The sequence below is a fragment of the Synechococcus sp. CCAP 1479/9 genome, from assembly GCF_019038535.1.
Taxonomy (GTDB): Bacteria; Cyanobacteriota; Cyanobacteriia; order PCC-6307; family Cyanobiaceae; genus Cyanobium.
The window spans coordinates 1-23,201 of the sequence record NZ_JAFKRK010000004.1 but is presented as its reverse complement, the minus strand read 5'-3'; the positions used below and the strand labels follow the sequence as shown (position 1 = coordinate 23,201).

25 protein-coding genes are annotated in these 23,201 nt (G+C 69.1%); 10 read left to right on the top strand and 15 right to left on the bottom strand.

From position 1 onward, the window contains the following. Together KUG38_RS01485 and KUG38_RS01480 are read left to right on the top strand one after the other, a co-directional pair. The coding region (locus tag KUG38_RS01485) for a tandem-95 repeat protein (RefSeq protein ID WP_216918729.1) at positions 1 to 2,244 on the top strand (2,244 nt) is incomplete at its 5' end. A gap of 60 nt (positions 2,245 to 2,304) precedes the next feature. Next, a complete protein-coding gene (locus KUG38_RS01480; protein WP_216918728.1) occupies positions 2,305 to 2,823 on the top strand; it encodes a hypothetical protein in 519 nt (172 codons plus the stop codon). Positions 2,824 to 2,829: 6 nt separating this feature from the next. Here the strand turns inward: KUG38_RS01480 and KUG38_RS01475 are convergent, their stop codons facing one another. The 4 genes from KUG38_RS01475 to KUG38_RS01460 form a co-directional block, all read right to left on the bottom strand. After that, positions 2,830 to 3,885, bottom strand: coding sequence for a YcgJ family protein (locus KUG38_RS01475; RefSeq protein ID WP_502988673.1), 1,056 nt, complete (start codon positions 3,883 to 3,885; stop codon positions 2,830 to 2,832). A gap of 186 nt (positions 3,886 to 4,071) precedes the next feature. Continuing rightward, positions 4,072 to 4,515: a cupredoxin domain-containing protein gene (locus KUG38_RS01470; RefSeq protein WP_216918726.1), complete on the bottom strand. Its 444-nt coding sequence runs from the start codon at positions 4,513 to 4,515 to the stop codon at positions 4,072 to 4,074. After that, positions 4,512 to 6,614 (bottom strand): copper-translocating P-type ATPase, encoded by a 2,103-nt coding sequence (locus KUG38_RS01465; protein WP_216918725.1) that lies wholly within the window; start codon positions 6,612 to 6,614, stop codon positions 4,512 to 4,514. Before KUG38_RS01465 ends, KUG38_RS01470 begins: the two co-directional genes overlap by 4 nt. Positions 6,615 to 6,711: 97 nt before the next feature. After that, a complete protein-coding gene (locus KUG38_RS01460) occupies positions 6,712 to 6,900 on the bottom strand; it encodes a CAB/ELIP/HLIP family chlorophyll-binding protein (protein ID WP_502988672.1) in 189 nt (62 codons plus the stop codon). Positions 6,901 to 7,359: 459 nt separating this feature from the next. Between KUG38_RS01460 and KUG38_RS01455 the strand changes: the two genes are divergently transcribed. After that, entirely contained in the window at positions 7,360 to 9,561 is a 2,202-nt protein-coding gene (locus tag KUG38_RS01455) for a beta-glucosidase family protein (RefSeq protein WP_216918724.1), read from the top strand. A gap of 15 nt (positions 9,562 to 9,576) precedes the next feature. Here KUG38_RS01455 and KUG38_RS01450 read toward each other — a convergent pair whose 3' ends face one another. The 7 genes from KUG38_RS01450 to KUG38_RS01420 form a co-directional block, all read right to left on the bottom strand. After that, the gene (locus tag KUG38_RS01450; RefSeq protein ID WP_353617690.1) at positions 9,577 to 10,044 is read right to left on the bottom strand and encodes a glycosyl-4,4'-diaponeurosporenoate acyltransferase CrtO family protein; all 468 of its coding nucleotides are present in this window, start codon (positions 10,042 to 10,044) and stop codon (positions 9,577 to 9,579) included. Between the two features lie 2 nt (positions 10,045 to 10,046). Next, the gene (locus KUG38_RS01445; RefSeq protein ID WP_216918722.1) at positions 10,047 to 11,129 is read right to left on the bottom strand and encodes a glycosyltransferase family 2 protein; all 1,083 of its coding nucleotides are present in this window, start codon (positions 11,127 to 11,129) and stop codon (positions 10,047 to 10,049) included. A 27-nt stretch (positions 11,130 to 11,156) separates the two neighbouring features. Beyond that, positions 11,157 to 11,717, bottom strand: a complete 561-nt coding sequence (locus KUG38_RS01440; protein ID WP_502988671.1) for an esterase/lipase family protein — start codon at positions 11,715 to 11,717, stop codon at positions 11,157 to 11,159. Positions 11,718 to 11,767: 50 nt separating this feature from the next. Continuing rightward, a complete protein-coding gene (locus KUG38_RS01435) occupies positions 11,768 to 12,496 on the bottom strand; it encodes a proteasome-type protease (protein WP_216918731.1) in 729 nt (242 codons plus the stop codon). Continuing rightward, on the bottom strand, positions 12,493 to 13,332 hold the full coding sequence (locus tag KUG38_RS01430) for a transglutaminase-like domain-containing protein (protein ID WP_216918721.1): 840 nt from the start codon (positions 13,330 to 13,332) through the stop codon (positions 12,493 to 12,495). Before KUG38_RS01430 ends, KUG38_RS01435 begins: the two co-directional genes overlap by 4 nt. 3 nt (positions 13,333 to 13,335) lie before the next feature. Next, positions 13,336 to 14,139 carry an N-formylglutamate amidohydrolase gene (locus KUG38_RS01425; protein ID WP_216918720.1) on the bottom strand — a complete coding sequence of 268 codons (804 nt, stop codon included), beginning with the start codon at positions 14,137 to 14,139 and terminating at the stop codon, positions 13,336 to 13,338. A 73-nt stretch (positions 14,140 to 14,212) separates the two neighbouring features. Next, the gene (locus tag KUG38_RS01420) at positions 14,213 to 15,970 is read right to left on the bottom strand and encodes an alpha-amylase family glycosyl hydrolase (protein ID WP_216918719.1); all 1,758 of its coding nucleotides are present in this window, start codon (positions 15,968 to 15,970) and stop codon (positions 14,213 to 14,215) included. A gap of 463 nt (positions 15,971 to 16,433) precedes the next feature. On the opposite strand from KUG38_RS01420, the gene KUG38_RS01415 reads away from it, so the two are divergent. From KUG38_RS01415 to KUG38_RS01400, 4 genes are all read left to right on the top strand, one after another. Further along, on the top strand, positions 16,434 to 16,652 hold the full coding sequence (locus KUG38_RS01415; protein ID WP_216918718.1) for a CsbD family protein: 219 nt from the start codon (positions 16,434 to 16,436) through the stop codon (positions 16,650 to 16,652). A gap of 93 nt (positions 16,653 to 16,745) precedes the next feature. After that, positions 16,746 to 17,174, top strand: coding sequence for a heavy metal-responsive transcriptional regulator (locus KUG38_RS01410; RefSeq protein WP_216918717.1), 429 nt, complete (start codon positions 16,746 to 16,748; stop codon positions 17,172 to 17,174). 114 nt (positions 17,175 to 17,288) lie between these two features. After that, positions 17,289 to 17,936: a DUF305 domain-containing protein gene (locus tag KUG38_RS01405; protein WP_216918716.1), complete on the top strand. Its 648-nt coding sequence runs from the start codon at positions 17,289 to 17,291 to the stop codon at positions 17,934 to 17,936. A gap of 56 nt (positions 17,937 to 17,992) precedes the next feature. Continuing rightward, complete coding sequence (locus KUG38_RS01400) at positions 17,993 to 18,385, top strand: DUF302 domain-containing protein (RefSeq protein WP_216918715.1); 393 nt, start codon at positions 17,993 to 17,995, stop codon at positions 18,383 to 18,385. A gap of 39 nt (positions 18,386 to 18,424) precedes the next feature. Here KUG38_RS01400 and KUG38_RS01395 read toward each other — a convergent pair whose 3' ends face one another. Continuing rightward, entirely contained in the window at positions 18,425 to 18,835 is a 411-nt protein-coding gene (locus tag KUG38_RS01395; RefSeq protein WP_216918714.1) for a hypothetical protein, read from the bottom strand. A 169-nt stretch (positions 18,836 to 19,004) separates the two neighbouring features. Then, positions 19,005 to 19,292: a winged helix-turn-helix transcriptional regulator gene (locus tag KUG38_RS01390; protein ID WP_216918713.1), complete on the bottom strand. Its 288-nt coding sequence runs from the start codon at positions 19,290 to 19,292 to the stop codon at positions 19,005 to 19,007. Between the two features lie 72 nt (positions 19,293 to 19,364). Between KUG38_RS01390 and KUG38_RS01385 the strand changes: the two genes are divergently transcribed. Next, positions 19,365 to 20,087: a DUF305 domain-containing protein gene (locus KUG38_RS01385; protein WP_216918712.1), complete on the top strand. Its 723-nt coding sequence runs from the start codon at positions 19,365 to 19,367 to the stop codon at positions 20,085 to 20,087. 3 nt (positions 20,088 to 20,090) lie between these two features. Here the strand turns inward: KUG38_RS01385 and KUG38_RS01380 are convergent, their stop codons facing one another. Next, entirely contained in the window at positions 20,091 to 21,368 is a 1,278-nt protein-coding gene (locus KUG38_RS01380; RefSeq protein WP_216918711.1) for a di-heme oxidoredictase family protein, read from the bottom strand. Further along, positions 21,368 to 22,420, bottom strand: coding sequence for an imelysin family protein (locus KUG38_RS01375; RefSeq protein WP_216918710.1), 1,053 nt, complete (start codon positions 22,418 to 22,420; stop codon positions 21,368 to 21,370). Before KUG38_RS01375 ends, KUG38_RS01380 begins: the two co-directional genes overlap by 1 nt. A gap of 164 nt (positions 22,421 to 22,584) precedes the next feature. Between KUG38_RS01375 and KUG38_RS01370 the strand changes: the two genes are divergently transcribed. Next, positions 22,585 to 22,779: a hypothetical protein gene (locus KUG38_RS01370; RefSeq protein WP_216918709.1), complete on the top strand. Its 195-nt coding sequence runs from the start codon at positions 22,585 to 22,587 to the stop codon at positions 22,777 to 22,779. 161 nt (positions 22,780 to 22,940) lie between these two features. Beyond that, positions 22,941 to 23,201: S-layer homology domain-containing protein (locus KUG38_RS01365; protein ID WP_216918708.1), on the top strand; the 261-nt coding region annotated here is incomplete at its 3' end.

Here is a 23,201-nt window from a genome sequence, read left to right as displayed (position 1 = left end):
GCCGGCGTCGGCAGCCTCACCATCGCCGCCAACGGCTCCTATTCCTTCTCACCGGCCGCCAACTACAACGGCACCGTTCCCCTGATCACCTACGCCGTCACCGACGGTTCTGGCCTCAACGACTCCTCCACCCTTTCGATCACCGTCACGCCGGTCAACGATCCGCCCGTCAACACCGTCCCGGCGGGCCAGAGCATCGATGAAGAGACCTCCCTTTTCTTTAACGGGGCCAATGTCATTTCCGTTAATGATGTCGATGGCAATCTCGCCAGCACGCGATTAACGGTTGCCAGCGGCATCCTGACCATTGGCGCCCTCAATGGCGCCACCATCAGCAATGGGGGCAATGGCACCAGCAGCCTCACCCTCAGTGGCAGCCAGGCCCAGATCAATGCCGCCCTCGCCACCCTTTCCTATCTGCCCAACCCCAACTTCAACGGCGCCGATACCCTCACCGTTCTCTCCACCGACAGTGGCGGCACCCCCCTCTCTGACTCCGACACCGTCTCCATCACCGTCACGCCGGTCAACGACGACTTCAGCGACGCCAACGAAACCCTCTCCATCGCCGAGGACAGCGGCACCACCACCGGCAGCCTCCTGAGTGGCACCACCAGTCCCGATGGCCCGGTCTCGATCGCGTCCTTCTCCATCGCCGGCCAGAGCGGTCCCTTCCCCCTCGGCAGCCCCATCACCATCGCCGGTGTCGGCAGCCTCACCATCGCCGCCAACGGCTCCTATTCTTTCTCCCCGGCCGCCAACTACAACGGCACCGTTCCCCTGATCTCCTACGCCGTCACCGACGGCTCAGGGCCCAACGATTCCTCCACCCTTTCGATCACCGTCACGCCGGTCAACGACCCACCGGTGGCCGGGGACGACGTCTTCGGCGGACCCATCCGACCCGCAGCGGGGACCACCGCGAGGGTCCAGATCACCTACAACGACAGCGACCTCGATTCCCCCCTGGATCCCGCTTCGATCACGATCGTGGGCAGTGCGGGGCCGGGTCAGTCGCTGCTGGTGGCCGGGGAAGGCACCTGGAGCGTCAACACCGCCACCCAGGAGATCAGCTTCACCCCCCTGAGCGGCTTCATCGGCGATCCCACCCCGATCCAGTACACGATCAGGGACCTGCAGGGGGCCATCAGCAACCCAGCCACGGTGACCATCGATTACGACAACCTGGCCATTACGCCCAACCCTCAGGTGCCGGCACCACGGCACGTCGACTTCTACCTGCTGCTCGACAACTCCACTTCGATGAAGGGCAGCGACCCCAGCGGCGTGACCAGGATCGAGGCCCAGAACCGGCTGGCCTTCGAAACCCTCAAATCGGCCCTGGCTGCTGCCGGCTACGGCTACACCCTCAAGGGCAGCTCCACCTTCCAGCCCTTCCTCGATGACACCAATCTGACGAGCAGCCAGACCCTCGCCTCCGAAATCCTCAACTACGAACTGGTGGACGATCCCACCGACGGCAGCAGCACCAATGCCAAGTCGATCACGATCCACACCATCGATTTCGGCTATCTCGTCACCCACAGCGAGGTCACCTTCACCGGCAGCAATCCCAACTTCGGCGAACTGCTGGCCCGGGATGTGCTCCTCACCCAGACCCCCGACGTCACCTACGGGGCCACCACCAGCCCCGACTGGATCGCCCGCGGTCTACCGGCGCCCAATTCCCTCGATGCCTACACAGCCCCCGGCACCAGCGGCAACCGCTACAGCGGCACCGAGATGCTCGGGGCCCTGGTGGCCCTTGACCGGCTGCTCGTGAAGGAACTGCCCAACGTCGCCCTCGACACGATCGTGTCGGTGGCGATGATCACCGACGGCCGCCCAGAACGGCGACCCTGGTGGGACAACCGGCCCGATTTCGGCCAGGGCTGGACCGGCACCAATGTTGCCTTGCCCACCAGCTCCTGGCTCGACGGCGATCCGATCCTCAGCTCGGGACTGCGCTACACCAGCAGCGGCACCCCGATCCGGGTGCCGACGGCTGCCGGCGTCGACATCTGGGCCCAGGCCCAGACCTCCCTCAACAACACCCTCGACACCGTGGCCGCCAGGGCCGGCGCCAGCAACGTGAACGTGCAGGCGATCGGCATGGGCGACGGGGGGATCTCCAACTGGAACGCCATCTACACCGACCTGTTCACCAACCAGACCTTCGATGCCAGCCGCAGCTGGAACTACCAGTTCTCCACCTCCGGCCAGCTGCCGCCGCTGTCGGGGTGAGCCGCCATTGCGCCCAGCCCCCCGGTGACGGCAGGCTGGAAGCCATTCGTCCCGAAGGCCATGACCCGCGAGCACGATCCCTTCCGCATCCCCCGGGCCGGCTGGGAAGCGGCCCCCCTGGCGGGGCTGGCCTCGGTGGATCTGAACCGCAACGGCGGCGCCTTCAGCGGCGGTGAATTCGTCTCGGAATCGACTGTCGGCGGGGTGCTGCTCTACGCCACCTACCAGGCGCTCCTCAGCGCCCTGCGCACCGAAGCCCTGCGCAAGCGGGGCGAGATCGACCGGTTGACCCAGGTGCGGCTGGTGCTGGCCACGAGCCTGGAATCGGCCCGGACCGGCGTGGCCGTGGGGGCCGTGCTCTCGGTGGTGCTGCTGGTGTTCCCCTGGCTGGCGGCGCCGATGGCCCTGGTGGGGGTGGTGGGGACGGCCAAGGCCTCCCTCGACCTGTTCCATGCCTTCTGGGATGGCCTCGACGCCGAGCAGAAACTCCAGGTCACCATCGCCGCCCACGAGGCGGGCGTGAACCTGCGCCGCTACTTCAGCAACGCCGGCGAGGGTCTGGGTCCGGTGGCGGGCTGAGCGACCTCACTGGCCGCCGAACAGCTGCTGCAGCAACCCGCCCAGGGCCTGACCCAATCCTTCGGAATCGCTGCCCTGCAGCACCTGGCCATAGGCATCCACCGGCTGCAGGGCCTGGTTCAACTGGGCCGTGGTGGCCTGGGTGGAGCTTCGGAAGCCCAGGCTGAACACGTTGCTCCAGCCCAGCTGGATGTTGGTGCTGTACTGGTTGGCGTTGACCGTGGACTGAACGGCGGCCGAGGAACCGTTCGGCAGAAGGATGTTCCAGGGGTTGTTGCCCTGGGCCGTGAAACGAATGGTGCGCAGCGGGTTCGAGACCGGCAGCCTGTCGAAGGTGAAGGCCAGGGTCTTGGAGCCATTGACGTTGTTCTGGACGATCTCGTAGCGGCAGGTGCCGTTGTAAATGGAGATCCCGGCGTTGGTCCAGGCGCAGGTGCCGCTCTGGCGGGTGCGGGTGAACGGGGGGCGGAAGCTGTTAATGGGTTGCTGTCCAGGGTTGAGGCCGTTGCCCGGTCCCCAGGTGGATCCGGAGCCTCCGATCACCGTTCCCTGGCCGCCCTGGTTGCCGCCCCCGGGATTGGAGCCGAACAGCCAGGGATTCAGCCGTGGGTCGTAGGAGGTGCGCTGGTTGTTCGTCCAGCAACCGCGCAGGTTGAAGTTGCAATAGCGGCCATTGGCGAAGGTGACATCGACGATCGGATTGTTGACCAGATTGTTTTCCAGATTGCGGCGCGCACGGCGGCCGAATTCCTGCTCCGTTTCCGCCAGGGCGGCACCGCCGGCATTGAAACAGACGCTCACGGAGCCGTCACAAACCACCCCCTGGATGGGGAACGTCAGGGATCTGCCGTTCGGTCGGCCGTAGCCAGGAGCCGTGGATCCCCCGCCGCCACCCCAGGGGGAATTCTGGGGCTGGGGCTGGGGCTGCTGCGTGGGGGATCCCCAGGGATTGCCCTGGGCCAAGGCCTCAGGGGATGTCGCCAGAACGGGAAGGGCAACAAAAAGAACCGTTGCGTGCTGGAAAGCCCTGGCGAGAGGGCGAGAAAGAGTGTGCTTGAACATGTTGAGGTTGTAAATTTCGTTGAAGAGACTCTTCATGATGCGTTGATCATTGGAACCCACCCTATCAGGGCCTTTTGCTCCTCAGCCCCTATGCAATCTGCAGCATCAAAGCAGAAGAAATGTCAACCGATTGGATCAGCAGCCAAGGTGGCTATCGCCGGCCCCGGGGCGGGGCTGTCTGATCGCTCATTCGGCTTCGATGCTGCCGCGCACCATGTTCATGCCGCAGTGGAACGGGTAAGGCCCCGGTCGGCTGGGCAGCAGCTCGATGCTGGTGGTGACCCCCAGGGGGAGGTCGAGGGTGCGCTGGAAGTCCGGAAAGATCACCTGGGCCACACAGCCGCTCGGATCGGTGCGGTGGAAGCGGAGCACCACGGGCCGGCCCGCCTTCACCCGGATCTGGGACGGGGTGTAGCCGCCATCCACGGCGATGGTGATCTCCTGGACCCCCTGCTCCCCTTCGCTGGCCACCACGCCACCGCCATGGCGGCCCAGAAACCACCACAGCTCCACGACGATCAGGGCCAGCCCCAGCGCCGCCACCAGCACCCGCAGGGCCAGCGGCTGGGGAAGCGTGCGCCACAGGGGCGCCGAGAGGACCAGAGACGGGATGACGGAGAGGGGCGTCATGCCACGGCCCCCACGGAGCGATGGGCAGGCCGGAAGCGGCGCAGCCGCAGGGCATTGCTCACCACCGACACCGAGCTGAAGGCCATGGCGGCCCCCGCCAGCATCGGGTTCAGCAGCCAACCCGTGAGCGGGAACAACAGGCCCGCGGCGATCGGGATTCCCGCCACGTTGTAAGCGAAGGCGAAGAAGAGGTTCTGGCGGATGGTGGCCATGGTGCGGCGGCTGAGTTCGATCGCCGCCGGTACGCCGCCCAGATGGCCCGAGAGCACGGTGATGTCACTGGCGGTGATCGCCACATCGGTGCCCGTGCCCATGGCGATGCCCACCTCCGCCCGGGCCAGGGCCGGAGCGTCGTTGAGCCCGTCGCCCACCATCGCCACCGGTCCCTGGCCCTGCTCCTGCAGCCGCTGCACCACCGCCGCCTTGTCGCCGGGAAGCACCTCGGCGATCACCCGCACGATGCCCACATCGGCGGCCACCACCTCGCTGGTGCGGCGGGCATCACCACTGAGCAGCACCACCTCCAGCCCCAGCTTGCGCAGGGCGGCCACGGCGGCATGGGCTTCCGGCTTGATCGGATCGGCGATGCCGAAGCAGGCCTCGATCCGCCCGGCCACCGCGATGGCGGCCACGCTGCGGGCGGCCCGCTCCAGCCGCGCCACCACCGGATCGAGGGGGGCGGTGTCCAGGCCCGAAGCTTCCAGCCAGCGGGGGCTGCCCACCCGCACCTCCTGGCCGGCCACGGTGGCGAGAACGCCAAGGCCCGTCATGGCCTCGAACGCCTCCAGCTCCGGAAGCACCGCGTCGCCATGACGGCTCGAGGCGTAGGCCACGATCGCTTCGGCCAGGGGATGCTCCGAGCGCGACTCCACCGCGGTCACCAGGGCCAGGAGGTTCTGGGCCGGCAGCCTGCCGCCGCGCAGGCGCTCGAAATCGGTCACCTCCGGCTGGCCGGCGGTGAGGGTGCCGGTCTTGTCGAGCACGATGGTGCGCAGCCCACCGGCCGTCTCCAGCGCCTCGGCGCTGCGGAAGATCAGGCCGTTCTCGGCCCCCTTGCCGGAGGCCACCATGATCGCCGTGGGGGTGGCCAGGCCCAGGGCGCAGGGGCAGGCAATCACCAGCACGCTGACGAGAAACAGCGTCGAGAGCACCACGTTGCCGCTGGCCAGGAACCACAGCACGAAGGTGGCGATGGCGATGGCGATGACCACCGGCACGAACCAGCCCACCACCTGGTCCGCCAGGCGCTGCACCTGGGTGTGGGAGCTCTGGGCCTGGCGCACCAGCTCCACGATGCGGGCCAGCATGGTGTTGGCACCCACCCGGGTGACCCGGAAGCTGAAGCTGCCGCTGCGGTTCATCGAGGCGCCGATCACCCCATCCCCGGGGCCCTTGGCCACCGGCGTGGGCTCACCGGTGAGCATCGACTCCTCCACCCAGGAGCTGCCCTCCACCACCACCCCGTCGAGGGGCAGCTTCTCGCCGGGACGCACCTGCACCAGGTCGCCCACCACCACCTTCGCCACGGGGATCTCCGTCGCGACCCCCTCCCGCAGCACCCGGGCCGTGGGGGGCTGGAGCTGGAGCAACCGTCGGATCGCCTCGGAGGTCTGGCCGCGGGCCCGGGCTTCGAGCAACCGGCCCAGCAGCACCAGGGTGAGGATCACCGCGGCGGTTTCGTAGTACACATCGGCCGGAAGGCCCTCGGCGGTGAGCACCTCCGGGAAGGCGGTGGCCACCAGCGAGGCCAGCCAGGCGATGCCGGTGCCGGCGGCCACCAGGGTGTTCATGTCGGCGCTGTGGCGGCGCAGGGCCGACCAGGCGCCGGTGAAGAACTCCCGCCCACACCAGAACAGCACCGGCGAACTCAGCACCAGCTGGGTCCAGGGGCTGGTGAACCAGCCCGGCAGCCACTGGAGGTGGACGCCGAGCATGTGGGGCAGGGTGGCGGCCACCACCAGCAGGGTGAGCACGGCCGCCACCGACAGCTTGCGGCGCAACACGGTGAGCTCATGGGCCAGCTCCCGCTCCATGGCCGTCGCGGTGGTGGCCTCCGGCTCGGGGTGGCAGCAGGCGGAGCCCGTGGGGGAGTGGCTCATCGGGGGCAGACCAGCACCGGGGGCGACAGGCTCACGCTATGGGCTCCCCCTGGCTGGAGAGTCAAGCCATCACGGGCCCTCCGCCCCACCACCGTGGTCAACCCAGGGGAAGCAGGGCCCCGAAGCCCAGCTGCTGGAGGATGCCCGAGCCCGTGAGGGCTTCGATCGCCAGGCCGATGCCGAAACCCAGCATCGCCAGGCGGCCATTCAGGCGTTCGGCGCGGCCGTGGAAGCCCCAGCCGCTGTCGCTGCCGGGACCGGCCACAACCATGGGCGGCTCGATCACCCGTGGATCGAGGAGCTGGGACCCTTCGGAATCCCACCGGCCGCCTTCCGATTCAGCGAAGTGGATGACATGGAGCTTTTTCGAACGTTGCACAGGAGTTGCCATGGTGCTATCTCGTTGTGAAATTGTTGAGGATTGGGAAGTAGAAACGCTGGAGGGAATCCACCTGGACATCCAGTCCAGTGAAAACCGAGGCAAGTTGTCAGCGTTGTCGACTCTGCAGCTGATCCGTGAGGGTCAGAGGCCTGCTTCCTGTCCACAACGTAAGGAGAAAATCCTGAAGCTCATCCGCCACGATGGATGGATCCTGGCTTCGGGCGGATGCCCCCCCCTTCCGATCAGCGACAGGGACAAAATCTGCGCCGATCAGGGTGAAACCCGTACGCCTCTGAGGGTGTGCCGCAATCCACACATCACGGCGGAAAGGTCGCCAGCAGGCCCCGCCCCTAGGCTGGATTCGTGACCACACGCTACGACTGGAGTCGCCTGGAGACGCAGGCCCGGACCCAGCTGCAGCGGCTCAGCCTGGGCGAGAAGCTCGCCATGCTCGACGGCGACACGCCGTTCTGGGGTGGCCTGGCGGCCATCGCCCTCCACGACGCCTCCCACCGCCGCCCCTGGCCGGCCGGGGTGGTGGAGCGCCTGGGCATCGGCGGACTTCACTTCGTCGATGGCCCCCGGGGTGTGGTGCTGGAGGGCGGCGCCACCACCTTCCCGGCACCGATCGGCCGCGGGGCCAGCTGGGACGTCGATCTGGAGGAGCGGATCGGCGAGGCCATGGGGGCGGAGGCGCGCAGCTTCGGGGCCAACCTGTTCGGCGGGATCTGCGTGAATCTGCTGCGCCATCCTGGCTGGGGCCGGGCCCAGGAGACCTACGGCGAGGACCCGGTGCACGTGGGCGCCCTGGGGGCGGCGGCAACCCGCGGTGTGCAGCGCCATGCCATCGCCTGCCTCAAGCATTTCGCCCTCAACTCGATCGACAGCGCACGGTTCCGCGTCGATGTGAAGGCAAGTGAGCGGGTGCTGCAGGAGCTCTACCTGCCCCAGTTCCGCGACGGCGTGGAGGCCGGCGCCCTGGCGGTGATGAGCGCCTACAACAGCGTCAACGGGGCCTGGTGCGGCCAGCATCCCCATCTGCTGCGGGAGATCCTCAAGGACCGCTGGGGCTTCCGCGGCTTCGTGCTCACGGACTTCATCTTCGGCCTCCGCGACGGCGTGGCGGCCATCGAGGCCGGCCAGGACCTGGAGATGCCCTTCCGGATGATCTTCGCGGCCACGCTGCCGGCGGCGGTGGCGGCGGGACGGGTGCCGGAGGCCCTGATCGATGCGGCGGTGCTGCGGATGCTCCTGGCCCAGGCCACGGTGCCCGCCGGCGCCTATCCGGTGACGCTGCGCGGCTGCCGCGCCCACCGGCAGCTGGCGCGGGACGCCGCCGCCGGCTCGATCGTGCTGCTCCGGAACGTCGGCGACGTGCTGCCCCTCACCGGCATCGCTTCGCTGGCGGTGATCGGCCCGCTGGCGGACAGCGCCAACCTGGGGGACCGGGGGTCCTCCGACACCCGGCCGGCACCGGGATCGGTGGTGACGCCCCTGGCCGGACTGCGGGCGGCGGCGCCGGAGCTGCGCCTGCACCACGACGACGGCAGCGATCCGGCCGGGGCCGCGGCCCTGGCGGCCCGCAGTGAGGCGGCCCTGGTGGTGGTGGGCCTGGACTGGCGCCACGAGGGGGAACACATCCACCCGGGCGATCTGGCCCCGATCCTGCGCCAGGCGCCGCCCCCCGCCTGGCTGCTGCGCCTGTGCGGCCGCCGCCGGCTGCTGCCGGTCTGGACGGCGGTGGCGGCCATGGTCGCCGGGGTGACGCGCTTCGGTTCGGCCCGGGCCGGCGGCTCCTTCGCCTCCGGCGATCGCACGGTGCTGCAGCTGCCACCGGCGCAGGAGGCCCTGATCCTGGCGGTTGCCGCCGCCAACCCGCGCACGGTGGTGGTGCTGATGGGCGGCGGGGCGATCCTGTGCGAGGCCTGGCGGCAGCGGGTGCCCGGCCTGCTGCTGCTCTGGTACCCCGGTGAGCAGGGTGGCGCGGCCCTCGCCGACGTGCTGCTGGGACGGATCTCCCCGTCGGGGCGGATGCCCTTTTCGGTGCCCACCGAGGCCAGCCACCTGCCGCCGTTCGATCCCCGGGCCCTGCAGATCACCTACGACCTCTGGCACGGCTACCGGCGGCTGGCCCGCAGCAAGCGGCCGGCGGCCTTTCCCTTCGGTTTCGGGCTCACCTACAGCCGCTTCAGCCACACCGACCCGGGGCTGGCGTGGCTCCCCACCCCGGCGGGGGGTGAGGCGGCGGTGGAACTGGCCGTCACGGTGACCAACACCGGCTCGGTGGAGGCCGCCGAGGTGGTTCAGGTCTACGTCGAGCCGCCCGGGGAGGCCGTGGAGCGGCCGCAGCGCACCCTGGCGGGCTTCGCTCGGGTGAGCCTGGGGCCGGGCCGAAGCCAGCCGGTGCTGATCAGGATTCCGCTGCGCCGGCTCGCCTGGTTCGACGAAGCCCGCGACGGGTTCGTTCTGGAGGGCGGCCGTCACCGGCTGGTGGTGGCCCGCCATGCCGAGGACGCCGGCATCGGCGTGGATCTCGACCTGGAGAGCGGAGTGGTGGGGCCCTGAGGGAGCCCTCAGCCCTCAGCCCTCGCCGGGACGGCGGGTCACTCCCTGCAAGGCGCGCTCCACCCGCAGGTGGTTGTAGCGCTGCAGCCAGAGGCAGGGAACGTTGAACAGGGTCGCGAACACCAGGTTGATCAGCACCCCGGCCGGCGGCAGCCACAGGGCCGTGACGATCCAGAAGGGCCAGAGGGCCAGATGGACCAGCTCGGCCCGGCGGATCTCCGCCAGCAGGCGCTGGAGGGTGGCGCGGTCCCGGCCCACCAGGCTGTTCTTGGCCACCCCCCCGGGGAAGGCCGTGCCGGCATCGGGCAGCAGGGATTTCCAGCGGCGGATGGCGAGCCGCTTCTCGAAGCCGCTGCGGCTCTCCGGCCAGGGGCGCCGTCCCGTCAGCCAGGTGTCGTGGTCCAGCGCCTGCGGGGGCAGCCGGTGGGCCAGCCAGCCGACCATCAGCGACCACAGCAGCCAGCCCAGGGCGCAGGCCAGCACCGCTAGCGCGTCGGAAACCGCCTGCCCTTCCATTCGATCGTGCCCCGCTCGAGATTCAGGATCGCCAGAACGAACACCCCCAGGAAGAAGAGCACGGGAATCGGAAAGATGAGGCAGATCCATCCGAAGTCACCGATCCGGCGGGTGACCACCAGCAGCTGCACGGCAAAGGCGACGTAGAGCAACAGGTTGGGCATCACGGCCGTGTCCCCCACCATCGGCCAGCCCAGCAGGGAGGCAGGCAGACACCAGGCTGCCCAGAACAGGCCGGAGATCCACAGGATCACGCCGAGCATCCAGAGCCAGCGCACCTCCCCAGCGGCGGTGGCGAAGTTCTTGGCGAAGCCCACCACCATGTCCTGGAAGCCCCCGGGATACATGCGGTAGTCGAGCAGCCCCTGGCCGATGTAGGCGCTCACCGGCAGCCCCGCCTGCTCGTAGAGGTGGCCCAGGAACCAGTCCTCCACCACCTTGCCGGCGACCGCCGCGTGGCCGCCGATGCGGTCGTAGTCGCTGCGGCTGGTGACCATGGCCGGCCCGAAGGCCACCCCACAGCCCCGGCCCATCGGCACCGCCATCAGCCCCACGAGGTTGAACAGCACCGAGAGCAGCTCGTAGGGCTTCTCGGTGCGGTGGAAGGGCTGCACCGAAACGAGGCCGCCCAGCTCCTGCTGGGTCGCCACGAGGCGCTGCAGGAACTCGGGATGGGGTTCGGTGTCGGCGTCGAGAAACAGCAGGGTCTCACCCCGGCTGGCACGGACGCCGTGGTGGAGGGCCCAGGTCTTGCCGCACCAGCCCTCGGCCAGCGGCGGCGGACACATCACCGTGACCCCGGCGGCGGCGGCGATGGCGCCGGTGCGGTCGTCGGAATGGTCGTCGATCACGATCACCTCCTGCGGTGTGAGGCTCTGGAGGCGCAGGGCGGCGAGCAGTTTCGGCAGGGTGTGTTCCTCGTTGCGGGCCGGGATCAGCACCGACACCGTCGGCTGGCCCTGGACCCTGGAGGCGGGAAGCCGGGGCATGCGCAGGCACAGGGCCCAGCCGAGCAGCCAGCGCACCAGCAGCGAGATGGCCAACAGATCCACGGTCGGCACCCCTCTTGTCTCTCCAAGCTAGGGACGTAGCAGCTCGTGAATAAGCGGTTCCAGGGCGGCCGGGTGGGTCATCAGCTGGTGGTGGTACCGCACCGGCAGGCAGCGGCCCGAGCCGAGCGGCAGCACGGCACGCCAGGCCGGCATCACCATCAGATCCGGATGGCAGTAGAAGCTGCAGCACTCCACGGGCTCCAGGGTGGCCAGCTGGGTGTTGAGCCGCACCAGCAAGGGGCTGCCCGCCTTCAGGTCGGCGATGCCGGCCAGCGGCCAGCTGGGCCAGGGACCGGCGGTGAGGGTGCCCTGCTGGGGGCTGCCCACGCTGATCAGCCGCCGCGTGCGCCGGTGGCCGCCCCGCAGCTGGATCCAGGTCCGGGCGATCACCCCGCCCATTGAAAAGCCCAGCAGATCGATGGGCTGCTGGGCTCCGAAGGCCGCTTCGATATGGAGGCCGAGCAGGTCGGCCTGCTCCTCGATCGGCGTGAGCCCGAAGCGGTGGGGCAGATGGGGGATCAGCAGGGGGCCGCGACGCCCCGCCAGCAGCCGCTGCAGGGGATCGAACAGACGGGGGGTGTCCCACATCCCGTGGATCAGCACCAACGGAGGGGGATCGGCCGCGGGGCCCGGGCCGCCTACCAGACCAGTTCCGGCAGCTCCCGGAACACCTTGCGCACCCCCACGCTCCACTCGGCGCTGAGGTCCCTGAAGTAGGCGTCCCCCTCACTGAAGCGGCGCCGGTGGAGGATCTCGAAGCGGTCCTTCTCGTAGACGAGCAGGTCGATGGGCATCCCCACCGACAGGTTGCTGCGCATGGTCGAGTCGAAGGAGACCAGCACGCACTTGGAGGCCTCCGCCAGCGTCGTGTCGGTATGGATGACACGGTCGATGATCGGCTTGCCGTACTTCGCCTCACCCGTCTGCAGGAAGGGCGTGTCCTCGCCGGCCTCGATGAAATTGCCCTCCGCGTACATGCGGAACAGCCGCGGCGCCTCGCCCCTGATCTGGCCACCCACCAGGAAGGAGGCATTGAAGCTGGAGCCGGAGGCCTTCAGATAGGGGCCGTCGCGTTGCTCGATCGCCCGCACCGCATCCGACACCAGGACCATCACATCGAACATCGTCCGGGCCGTCCACACCGTCGGCTCCCCGTCGCCGGCCTCGGCCCGCTGGCGCAGCAGACCGATCACCGCCTGGGTCCCGGCCAGGCTGCCGGAACTGAGCAGGACGAGCACCCGGTCGCCCTTGCGCTCGAACACGGTCATCTTGCAGAAACTGGCGAAATCATCCAGCCCCGCATTGGTGCGGGAATCCGAGGCGAACACCATGCCGCTCTCCAGAAGCACCGCCACGCAGTAGGTCATGCCGTCCACACCTGGAACGACACCAGCTCCGACGGGCCGAAGCTGGTGGTGAGGGCGACGTCGGCCGCATCCCGGCCGCGGGCCATCAGGATCCGGCCGATGCGGGGGGTGTTGTTGCGCGGATCGAACACATGCCAGCCGTCGCCGAGGTAGGCCTCGAACCAGGCGTGGAAATCCATGGCCGTATGGGGCGGCGGCACCGCGATATCGCTCAGATAACCGGTGCAGTATCGCGCCGGGATGTTCATGCAGCGGCAGAGGGCGATGGCCAGGTGGGCGAAATCACGGCACACCCCCTCCCGGCTTTCGAAGGTCTGGAGGGCCGATTTCGTCGGGCTGGAACGGCCGTAGTCGAAGCGCACGTGCTGGTGGACGAAGTCGCAGATCGCCTGCACCCGCCCCCAGCCGCCGGGGGCCGCCTCGAACCGGGACCAGGCGAGGGGCGCGAGCAGATCGGACTCGCAGAAGCGGCTGGCCAGCAGAAACAGCAGGGTGTCCTCCGGCAGATCGGGCACCGGCCGCTGCTCCAGAGCGGGCAGCACCGGGTCGGGACGGCCGGAATCGACCACCACCCCATGGCCGTGAAGACGCAGCGGGCCGGCCGGTGCCACCAGGCGCTGGCAGAGGTTGCCGAAGGAGTCCACATACGGATGCAGCGTCACCGGGGGCTCCACCTGCAGCAGATCCGGCTCCCGAAGATCGGCGGCCCGGCTCTCGTGCACGCCCAGGGTCACGATCAGGGGCGTCGGGGCTGGGAAGCGCAGCACCACGTCGAAGCCCACCTGGATCTCGATCGGGTGGGTCGGCTGCGCCGGGGCGGAAGCTGGTGAGTCCATGAATCACCCTACGGAGGCCGGACCGTCCGGGAGCGGCGGGAACCCCTCCGCCAGGGCGGCCTCCAGCACCCCGGCCAGTCGCTGGGCCCAGGCCTGCCGGCCTGCCTCGGTGGCCAGCAGGTCCTGGCGCACCTCCAGCTCCACGTGGGGAATCCGGCGTCCCTCCCCATGCACCACCAGGGTGTGGTCGCTGGCGTCGCTGACGGCATAGGGCTGGTTGTCCCCCACCCGCAGGCCCCGCTCGCATTGGAGCCCCTGCCGCACCCGGCGGGCCAGACGGGCATCACGGCCATGCAGCACCCCCACGTGCCAGGGACGCACCTCGGCGTCCAGCACCGGCGTGAAGCTGTGCAGGGTGACCAGGACGCTGGGCCGGCCCTGGCCCCGCCGCGCCTCCAGCTCAGCGGCGATGCGGCGGTGGTAGGGATGGAAGAGCTCCTCCAGCCGTCGCTGACGGCCGGCCGTGTCGATGGTCACGTTGGCGGCGATGGCGCTCTGCTCGCAGTGGCTGACGATCGAATCCGGTGCCTGGGGTGGGCGGTTGGCATCGATCACCAGCCGGGAATAGCTGTGCAGGATCAGAAAGGCGTCGAGCCGCGCCGCCAGCAGCAGGCCCAGCCCGTCCACACCCAGATCCCAGGCCCCGTGGCTGGCCAGCTGCCGATCGCTCAGGCCCAGGTCACCGAGGCACCGGGGAATGGCGCGGCCGGCGTGGTCGGCCGTGAGCAGCACCGCCGAGCGCCCGGCGGGGTTGACGATCCGGAAGACCGGAGGGTCTTCGGCCCCCAGAAAGGGTTCGTGCTGCAACGGGACGACCTCGGGCCAGGGATCCTTGCCACCACCAGCCTGGCGTGGTCGACGCGGCAGCGGGAGCCCCCGATCACTGGGAATAGATCAGGGCGCTGTAGGGGCCGATGCTGCAGGCCGCGTGGCAGGGGAGTCCGTCCCAGTCACCGGGAACAGCGTCGACATCGCCGCTCGGATGGCCGGCGAAGCTGTCGCTGTAGCCATGCCAGTCACTATTGAAGCGCAGCCTCCACACCCCGGCGGCGGGCAGACCGACGCGCCAGCCGTCCAGGGGCTGGTGGGAGAAGTTGGCGATCACCACCACGTCATCACCCGGACCGCCCCGGTTCCAGCGGTGAAAGGCCAGCACCCGGCGCTCACCGTTGAGGTGAAAGACCTGCGTGAACTGGCCGCAGAGGCCCTGACTCACCCCCTCGCCGTTGCGTCGCAGCCGGATCAGATCCCGATACAGACGGACGATGCCGCGAAACTCATCCCGCTGATCCCAGTCGACGGGAACCGAATCGCGGAACCAGCCCCCCTCGAGAAACTCCTGACCCTGGAAGAGCATCGGAATACCCGGTGAGGTGAACACCAGGGCCGCGGCCAGGGTGGAGCGCTTCTGGGCATACCAGCCGGTGGGATCCCCCGGGCTGACGTCCTGGGGAAGACGGGACTGGCCATTGGCCACGTCATCATGGGATTCGCTGTAGATGACGCGCTCAAAGGCATCGTCGTTGTAACGGTGCAGGATCGCGTCCCGGACGCTCTCGAGGCCGCGGTCTTCATCCATGGCCGTGATGACGGCCCGGCGGATCGGCTGGACGAAATGGGGATCCCACTGGGATCCGAACCCCGCGCCACCGGCCCCGACATCCTTGGTGATCCAGGCGTTGCTGCGCATGTCTTCGGCGATGGTGATCCGGCCGGGGAATTCCCCGGCCACCATGGCGTTGATGGCCTGCAGGAGACTCCAGCCATCCGGTATCTCCTCGGATCCAGCATCACCAATGCAGTGGATGAAGCCGGTGCTGTCGAAGCGAAGGCCATCGAGGTGGTAGTCCTCGAGCCACATGCGCACGTTGTCGAGGATGTACTGACGAACCTCGCCGCGTCCGTAATCGGGCCGGGTCTCGCCCCAGGGTGTGCGGGCACGGTGGTCGTTGTAGAAATAAATGCCACCCTTGCCGTTCTGCGACCAACCATCGAATTGCCAGAGATCGAGATCACTCGGGCCGAAGTGATTGAACACCACATCCAGGATCACCGCGATACCGACTTGGTGGGCATGCTGGATGAAGCGCTTCAGCCCCAGGGGGCCGCCATAGTCGGAATCAACGGCAAAGATCTGGGAAGGGTTGTAGCCCCAGGAGCGGTTACCGGCGAACTGGCCGACGGGCATGATCTCAAGGGCGTTGATCCCCAGCCGCTTCAGATGGTCCAGCCGCGCCGTGACGGACGTGAACTGACCCGGCTGGCTGAGCGCATCATCATTGAACGAGCCGACATGCAGTTCATAGAGGACCAATTCATTCCATAGCGGGCTGGAAAACGCCGCATCGTCCCAGGGAAAGCCGGGATCATGGACGATCGAGTCTCCGGCCGAGTGGGTGACCTCACGGGCATAGGGATCGATGCGCCTGATCACACCCCATTCGGTGGATAACTGGTAGCTGTAGTGGTCGCCGATCCTGGCGCTGTCAATGAAGACGTACCAGTATCCCCGTGGCTCCGATTGCATCGGATGGGCGCTGGCGTCCCAGTGATTGAAGGTGCCGACGACGGAGACCCCGCTGGCGTGGGGTGCCCAGACCCGGAAGGCCACGCCATTCGAACAGGGAAGGGCCCCCATTCCCTGTTGCGCTGACTGTTGCGCAGATTGTTGCACCAACGGTTGTGCCATGGTTCAGGCCCCGCTGAGATCACTCTTTCACAGGACGACCGCCTCAGTGGTGCACCATCAGGCCGCTGATCTGCAGCACCGGAGAAGGGCGGAATGGAAGCGGGATAGCAGGGGTGATGGCAAGATGAATCGGCCGAGGCAGTGAAGCCGTAAGCATGCAGATGATTGCTGCAGACTGCATCAGGAGCAGCATCGATCGTGACCAGCCGGCCTTCCCTGCCAGCACTCATCTGCGGGATCCGTCCGGCGGTTACCAAGGCCATGATGGGCCCCACTCGACACGCGGATCCCGCAGGAATCCCTAGGTTGGAGAGGCAGCTTCCAGGGGTGCGAGGAGGACAGACATCGACACCATCCCTCGGGATTGTCCCTGACGATCTGCACAGCATCGAGACCCATCACCAACGGAACCATGACCAACAAGAACGACGCCGCCGCCAAGGATGCCGAAGGCAGACTTGAATCAGCACTGGGTGATCTGACCGGCGACACCGGCCACCAGATCAAGGGCAAGGCCAAACAGGTCCAGGCCACGGCCATGAATGTCGCCGAGGATCTCAAGGAGGGCGCCAAGGCGGTGGCCAGGAAAGTCAGTGATGCCGCCGCCAAACTGGCCGACGACAAGGGCTGAACGGTCCCGGGCGGCGCGTCAGCCCCGGGGCTGACGCCGTCCGCACCGGGACCGCCCCGCCTAGACTCTCCCTCACGATGGAGAGTCGGAGCCATGCAGGCCCTCGGCATGAAGACCGGCGTGAAGACCGGCATGAAGATCGGCTTGCTGGCCCGCCGCAGCGGGATGACGGTCAAGACGCTGCGGTACTACGAGGATCTGGGACTGCTGCCGGCGATCGGCCGCAGCGAGGGCGGCTACCGCCTGTTCGCCGAGGAGAGCCTGCAGCGGCTGGAGTTCATCCGCCGCCTCAAGACCCTGGGGCTCAGCCTGGAGGAGATCAAGGGCTGTCTGGCGGTTCACGACGCCGGTGAACTGCCCTGCGGCGACATCCAGAGGCAGCTAGAACGCCAGATCGAACGGATCGATGGCCAGATCCAGGAGCTGCGCCAGCTCAGGACGGAACTGCAGGGTTTGCTGGCCGGCTGGCAGAGCCATCCACCGAAGGACAGCGACGTGATCTGCCCGAACCTTCACGTCTGAGAGCCGGGGGCGGCGCCGTCCGCCCCCTGGCCGGTGAAGCCCTGGGTCGGAGTCGCTTCAGCGCCCCATTCCCTGCCCATGCTGAAGGCAGGACCCAGCCATGGAGATGCTCCGATGGACCCTGCCCGCCCCCCATCCCGCCGCACCCAGCCGGCGGCCCGTCGCGCCGCCGCCGCTGGCCTCGGTGCGTTGATCCTGGCCCTGGGGGCTCCGGCGTTCCCGGCCCCCCCGGCCCCGTTGGTTCCGCCGGCAGGCGGACCCGGGCAGGGGGCCCGTCCGTCGATGGATCAGCACTTCATCGTGATGATGATCCCCCACCATGACGGCGCCATCGCCATGGCGGATCTGGCCCTGAGCCGGGCGAAACGGCCGGAGATCAGAGCTCTGGCCGTCCATATCAAGGCCAGCCAGACCCAGGAAAACGCCCAGATGCGGACCTGGTACCGCGCCTGGTTCGGCGGTTCCGTGCCGGCATGGGGCGGAGCGATGGGCCATGGCGGTGGCATGGGAATGATGGGCATGGGTGGCATGGGCGGAACGGGCACCGATATCGCCTGGCTGAAGAACGCCCCTGACTTCGATCGCGCCTTCATCCAGCAGATGATTCCCCACCACCGCATGGGCGTGATGATGGCCTCGATGGCCCAGACCGGCAGCCAGCATCCCCAGTTGCAGGCCCTGCAGCAGGCGATGGTGAAGGTCCAGAGCGAGGAGATCGAGCAGATGGCCGGGTGGTACCGGAGCTGGTACGGGACGCCCTGATCCGCTTGCCGGCCGGCCCTGGCCTGGCTGCACCCCGAACCTGCGAGGCCCCATCCATGGATCCGTTCTTCATCCTCGACGCCACGAAATCCTTCGAGGAGGCCTGCGCGTCCCTGCTGCAGGCGGTGCCGGACCACGGCTTCGGCGTGCTCGCCGTGCATGACCTGGGCCAGACGCTGCGCAGCAAGGACCTGGCCTTCCCGGAGGAATGCCGCATCTTCGAGGTCTGCAATCCCCAGCAGGCCGCTGCGGTGCTCGCCACCACGATGGCGCTCAACATGGCCCTGCCCTGCCGGATCTCGGTCTACACCGAAGCCGGCCGTACCCGCATCGGCATGCTCCGCCCCGGGGTGATGCTGGCGGGCCTGTCCAGTGATCCGTCCCTGCAGGAGGTGGCCCGGGCGGTGGAAGCCGCCACCACCGCGATCATCGAAGCGGCTGCGGCCTGATCAGGGTCCGGGCGGCACCGTGTGGCCGCAGGCGGTTGGTCAACGCAGCTGGGAACACTCCCCATCCCGCAACTCCTGAGCCAGCCCATCGGCTTGCCGGGCCAGCCTGGCTCCGGCCGCCGTATAGAACCTGAACTGCTGGCGGTTGACGTAGAGAACCCGCTGGCTGCCCAGCAGCTGTTCTTCCGCCTTGTGGCGGCAGTCGATCAGGGCCTGGTAGTCGATGACTGGCTCGTTGCGGTCGTTGGCATTGGCCCCATCGGCCTGCTGGCTGAGGACCGGGCAGATCCGTTCACGGATGCTTCGAACCAGGGCGATTTCGGCCTTCATGGCCTGCTCGGCCAGGGCATGGCGGTGATCCAGCAGGTTCCGACACGCCTCGAATTCAGCCGCCATCGCCGGAGCTGCCAACCACCACCAGCTCAGCGAGAGGGTCAGGACGGGGCGCATCCACGCATCTCTTCGATGCCTGCGGCTGCCATCCCTAGGACCCTTCTGAACCTGTTGCATCAGACGATTGTCCTGGGGGGCGGAACCCCCGGATGGCGGCACCGACCCTGACGGGTCAGTCGCGGCGACCCTGACGCACCCCGTGCTGCTGCCCCCAGGCACAGAGCGACTAAATCACCGGGATCAGGGTGCGGCCGTGGTCGCTGTAGCTGACCTGGGGCGGCCTGGCCGGAGTCACCTGCCGCAGCACCAGCCCATCACCCTCCAGGTCACGCAGGCGCTGGGTCAGCAGCTTGTCGCTGATCTCAGGGATCAGGCGACGCAGATCGCCATAACGCTGGGGGCCCTGCCGCAGTTGCCAGAGGATCGGCAACGTCCACTTCCCCTCCAGCACCCGGAGGGCGGCGCGCACGAAAGCGGTGGCTTCGATCGGATCCGCCTCCGTGGTCGGTGCCACTGGCCGGAGCACGGGAGCCTTGACTCTCCAGCCAAGTGGAGACCATACGGTGAGGCTTCCTCCCGAGACCCCATGCGCCGCCGCCGTTTCTCCCGCGCCCTCTTCGGGGCCGTCCTTGCTCTGGGCCTGTCGGCCCCAGCCCTGGCGCAGGATCACGGCGGCATGGACCACGACCACCACCAGCACCCCGCACCAGCCGAGGCCGCACCGGCTGGCGCTTCCCCAGCCCACGCCGGCCACGCCCACGACGTGGGCCCCGCCGGTGCCACCTACGACCTGCGCTTCATCGACGGGATGGTGCAGCACCACACCGGTGCCCTGCGGATGAGCGAGTTCGTCTTCGGCATCGGGGAGCCCGGGGTGGGGGCCCTGGGCAAGACGATCTGGCGCGACCAGGCCAGCGAGATCCGGGCCATGGGGCTGTGGCGCAAGGCCTGGTATCCCCAGGCGCCCGTGTATCCGGTGGCCCTGGCCCAAGGCGGCGATCCCAACAACCTGGGCGGCCTCACCCGCATGAGCCAGGCCCAGATCGACGGGATGCGGATGATGGGCGAGGCTCCCAGCCCGGACAACCGGGTGGTCTGGTTCCTGGAGGGGATGCTCCATCACCACGGCGGGGCGCTGATCATGGCCCACGACGCCCTGGCCAAGAGCACCAATCCCACCATCCGGCGCTTCGCGCGCAACGTGATCGTGGCCCAGCGCGCCGAGATCATCCAGCTGCGGCGGATGCTGGCGACCGAAGGCCTGCGCAAGCCGGAGTACGGCCGCTACGACGCCCTGTTCGCCCTCTGAGACTCAGAGCTGCTGCAGCCAGTTCAGCAACCAGCGGCGCTGCTCCGGGGCCAGGGCCGTGAAGCGCTCCCGGGCGGCGGCGGCCTCCCCCCCGTGCCACAGGATCGCCTCCTCGATGCTGCGGGCCCGGCCGTCGTGGAGGAACCCCACCGACCCATTCACCCGCTGGGCCAGGCCCAGACCCCAGAGCGGAGCCGTGCGCCATTCCCTCCCCGGAGCCCCCTTCTCGGCCACCCCGTCGTCGAGGCCGGCGCCCATGTCGTGGAGCAGCAGGTCGGTGTAGGGCCAGAAGGTCTGGCCGTTGATCACCCCGGCCACCGCTGCCGCTAAACGGCCGGTGGCCAGCTGCGGCACATGGCAGCGGGCGCACTGCAGGCTGTCGAACAGCTCCCGGCCCCGCCGCACCACCGGGCCTGTGGCCGGCAGGGCGGTGCGCGGCGCCCCCAGGGTCTGGCTGTAGAAGGTGATCAGATCCAGCTCCCGCCGGCCGATGTCCCCCGGGCTGGTCAGCCCCATGTCGTTCAGGAGGGCCGCCGCAGTCTGCTCCTGAAGCGACGGGGAGATCGCCTTCCAGCCGAAGCGCCCCAGCCGCTGCGTCCCCCCTGGTTCGTCAAGCCAGTGGGGTCGGCCCGAGATCCCGTCGCCGTCGCGGTCGCCTGGATCGGCGTGCTCCAGGATCGCCGCCTCCGGCACCGCCTCCAGCAGGCCCAGGCCGATAAGGGGCGGCGCCACCCGCAGGGAGCGGGCCACCGACCGTTCGGAAAGGTCGAGGGAAGGGTCCGCCTGCAGCTGGACCAGCGGCCGGCGCAGGCCATCCCGTTCCTGCCAGCCCACCGTCACGGCCGCATCCGGCCGGGCCCCGAGCACGGCACGGTCCCGCACCTGGCGGCCGAGCTCCGGCACCGGCTGCCCGTCCCGCAGCGCCACCCGCACCAGGGATTCCCCCATCAGCGGGCGGCCGCGGCCGTTGCGCACATGGCAGGCAACGCAGGAGGCGGCATTGAAGCGGGGCCCCAGACCCGCCCCGGGGGCCCCGTCCAGGGGCACATGGGTGCGATCGAAGAGAACGTCGGCCGCCTGGTGGCGCGCCCGTTCGGCGGGGGTGAGGCCGGCGGCCGGCTGCTCAAAGGAGGCCGAGGTGCGGTTGGCCACCGTCATCGCTCCGGCGGCCTGCTGGGGATCGGCGGCCCCCCACACCTGCCGCAGGCCGAACCCGAGCACCACGGCCAGGGCCAGGGCCGCCAGCAGGACCCGTCGCAGAGTCCGGGAGGAACGGGCCATCAGGAGACCAGGGGCACCGAGCGCTCCACCAGCGCCGCGGTGCTGTGCAGCTGGCTGATCAGGTCCTCCATCGCCCGGCGGGAGGCCGGATCGTCCAGGTGGTCGTTGACGGGGTCCGGCAAGGCCCGGGCCAGATCCACGGCCCGGGCGGTCTGGGTGTCGATCCGCTGGGCCAGGTCGGCGTCCCGCTGGCGGATCAAGTCCAGCAGGCCGGTGCTCATCAGCACGCGGCGGGCCCCTTCCACGTTGGCCAGCAGATCCGAGCGGGTGTTACCGCTGTCGGCACTCTCCAGAGCGTGGGGATCCCGGGTTTTCAGCGGCTGGCCGAGCTTCTCGTCGCCCTCCTCCTGGAGCAGCCCGATCACCCCCTGCAGCATCTCCTGCACGGCCGTACCCGCCTCGGCGGGGTCACTGATCCGGGCACCGAATCCCCCTGGCCCCGACCAGCTGGCCCGCAGCCCCTCAGCCTGGCGGTGCAGATCCCCGGCCGCCAGGCGCAGGTAGGCCAGATCGTTGGGGCCGAGCTGGGCGGCGCTGGGCGGTGTGCCGGTGCGACCACCCCACAGCACCCATTCGATGCCGTGGAACCCCTTGGCGGTCTCGCTGAGGGCGGCGAAGGTGGCGGCCGTGAACGGGCCACCGGCCAGGGCCGTGGCCAGGTCCCGGCGGTTCACCGGCCAGTCGTCCATCGCCCCGTCGAAGCCCTGGGTTTCCGCCGGACCGAAGGCCCAGCTCTCACTGGTCTCCCAGGTCCGGCGTGCCGATTGCCAGGCCTGGCGGGCCGCCTCGAGATGGGGCTCGGTCGGCTGGTCCGAGAGGCGCGCGATCGCCCCCTGGAGGGCCGCCGTCTGCGCCACCAGAGCGTCGGCATTGGGCTGCACCACCGTCGCGACGAAGCTCTCGACCACCGCCTGCGGGGTCGGCGCCTCGGCGCGGCTCTGGGTACCGCATCCGCTCACAGCCAGGCCCAGCCACAGGTGCAGGCCCAGGGCCAGGGCTCGGCGCCGGAGGGTCGCACGGGTCGATGGGGTGAGGTGGCGCGCTCGGGTCACGGTCAGGCCGCAGGCGTGTACCGGCACTGTCCACCGGCCGCCCCCGACGCGACTGGAGACGGGGCACCCGGCGGCGTGACCGATGGCACCGTCGGCTGTCCCTTTCGAGGCGGCCCTCCCTGGCGGGGGCCTGCACACTCGGCAGCATCCGACGCCGTTCGTCCATGGCACGCCCTCGCACCAGCCTCGCCCTGTTTCTGGCCGCCACCGGGCTGGTCGCCGGGATGGCGGCGGGCTGCGGCAAGGCTCCCGACAGTGACGAAGCCCCTACACCGGCCGCCGGGCAGCCAAACGGCGGGGGCGGCGCCGTTCAGTACCACAACGAAGGCGGCGAAGGGGGCGAGGGCGGTGAGGGCTGAGGGGGAACGGGCCCGGACGGCGGCACAACCGGTCCCGCGCCCTGGGCACTTTACTGATAACAGTTATCGTTCTCAGCGTTGACCCAGAGCATTGCCCCAGGGGCTGGCCTCTCCAGCGCGTCTATTCCATTCCATTCCTTGATCCAAGTGATCAACCATCCATGACCGTTCCCCTGCGCCGCCTGCTTCCCCTCGCCACCGCCGGCCTGCTGGCCCCCCTGGCCCCGCTCGGAGCGAGCGCCGGCGAGCTGAACCTGGAGGGCGTCAACCGCTACGCCAGGTCCGCAGCGGGACAGAGCCAGGAGCAAGTCACCAGCATCAACCAGTTCTCCGATGTCAAGCCCACCGACTGGGCCTTCCAGGCCCTCTCGAACCTGATCGAGCGCTACGGCTGCGTCGCCGGCTACCCGAACGGCACCTAC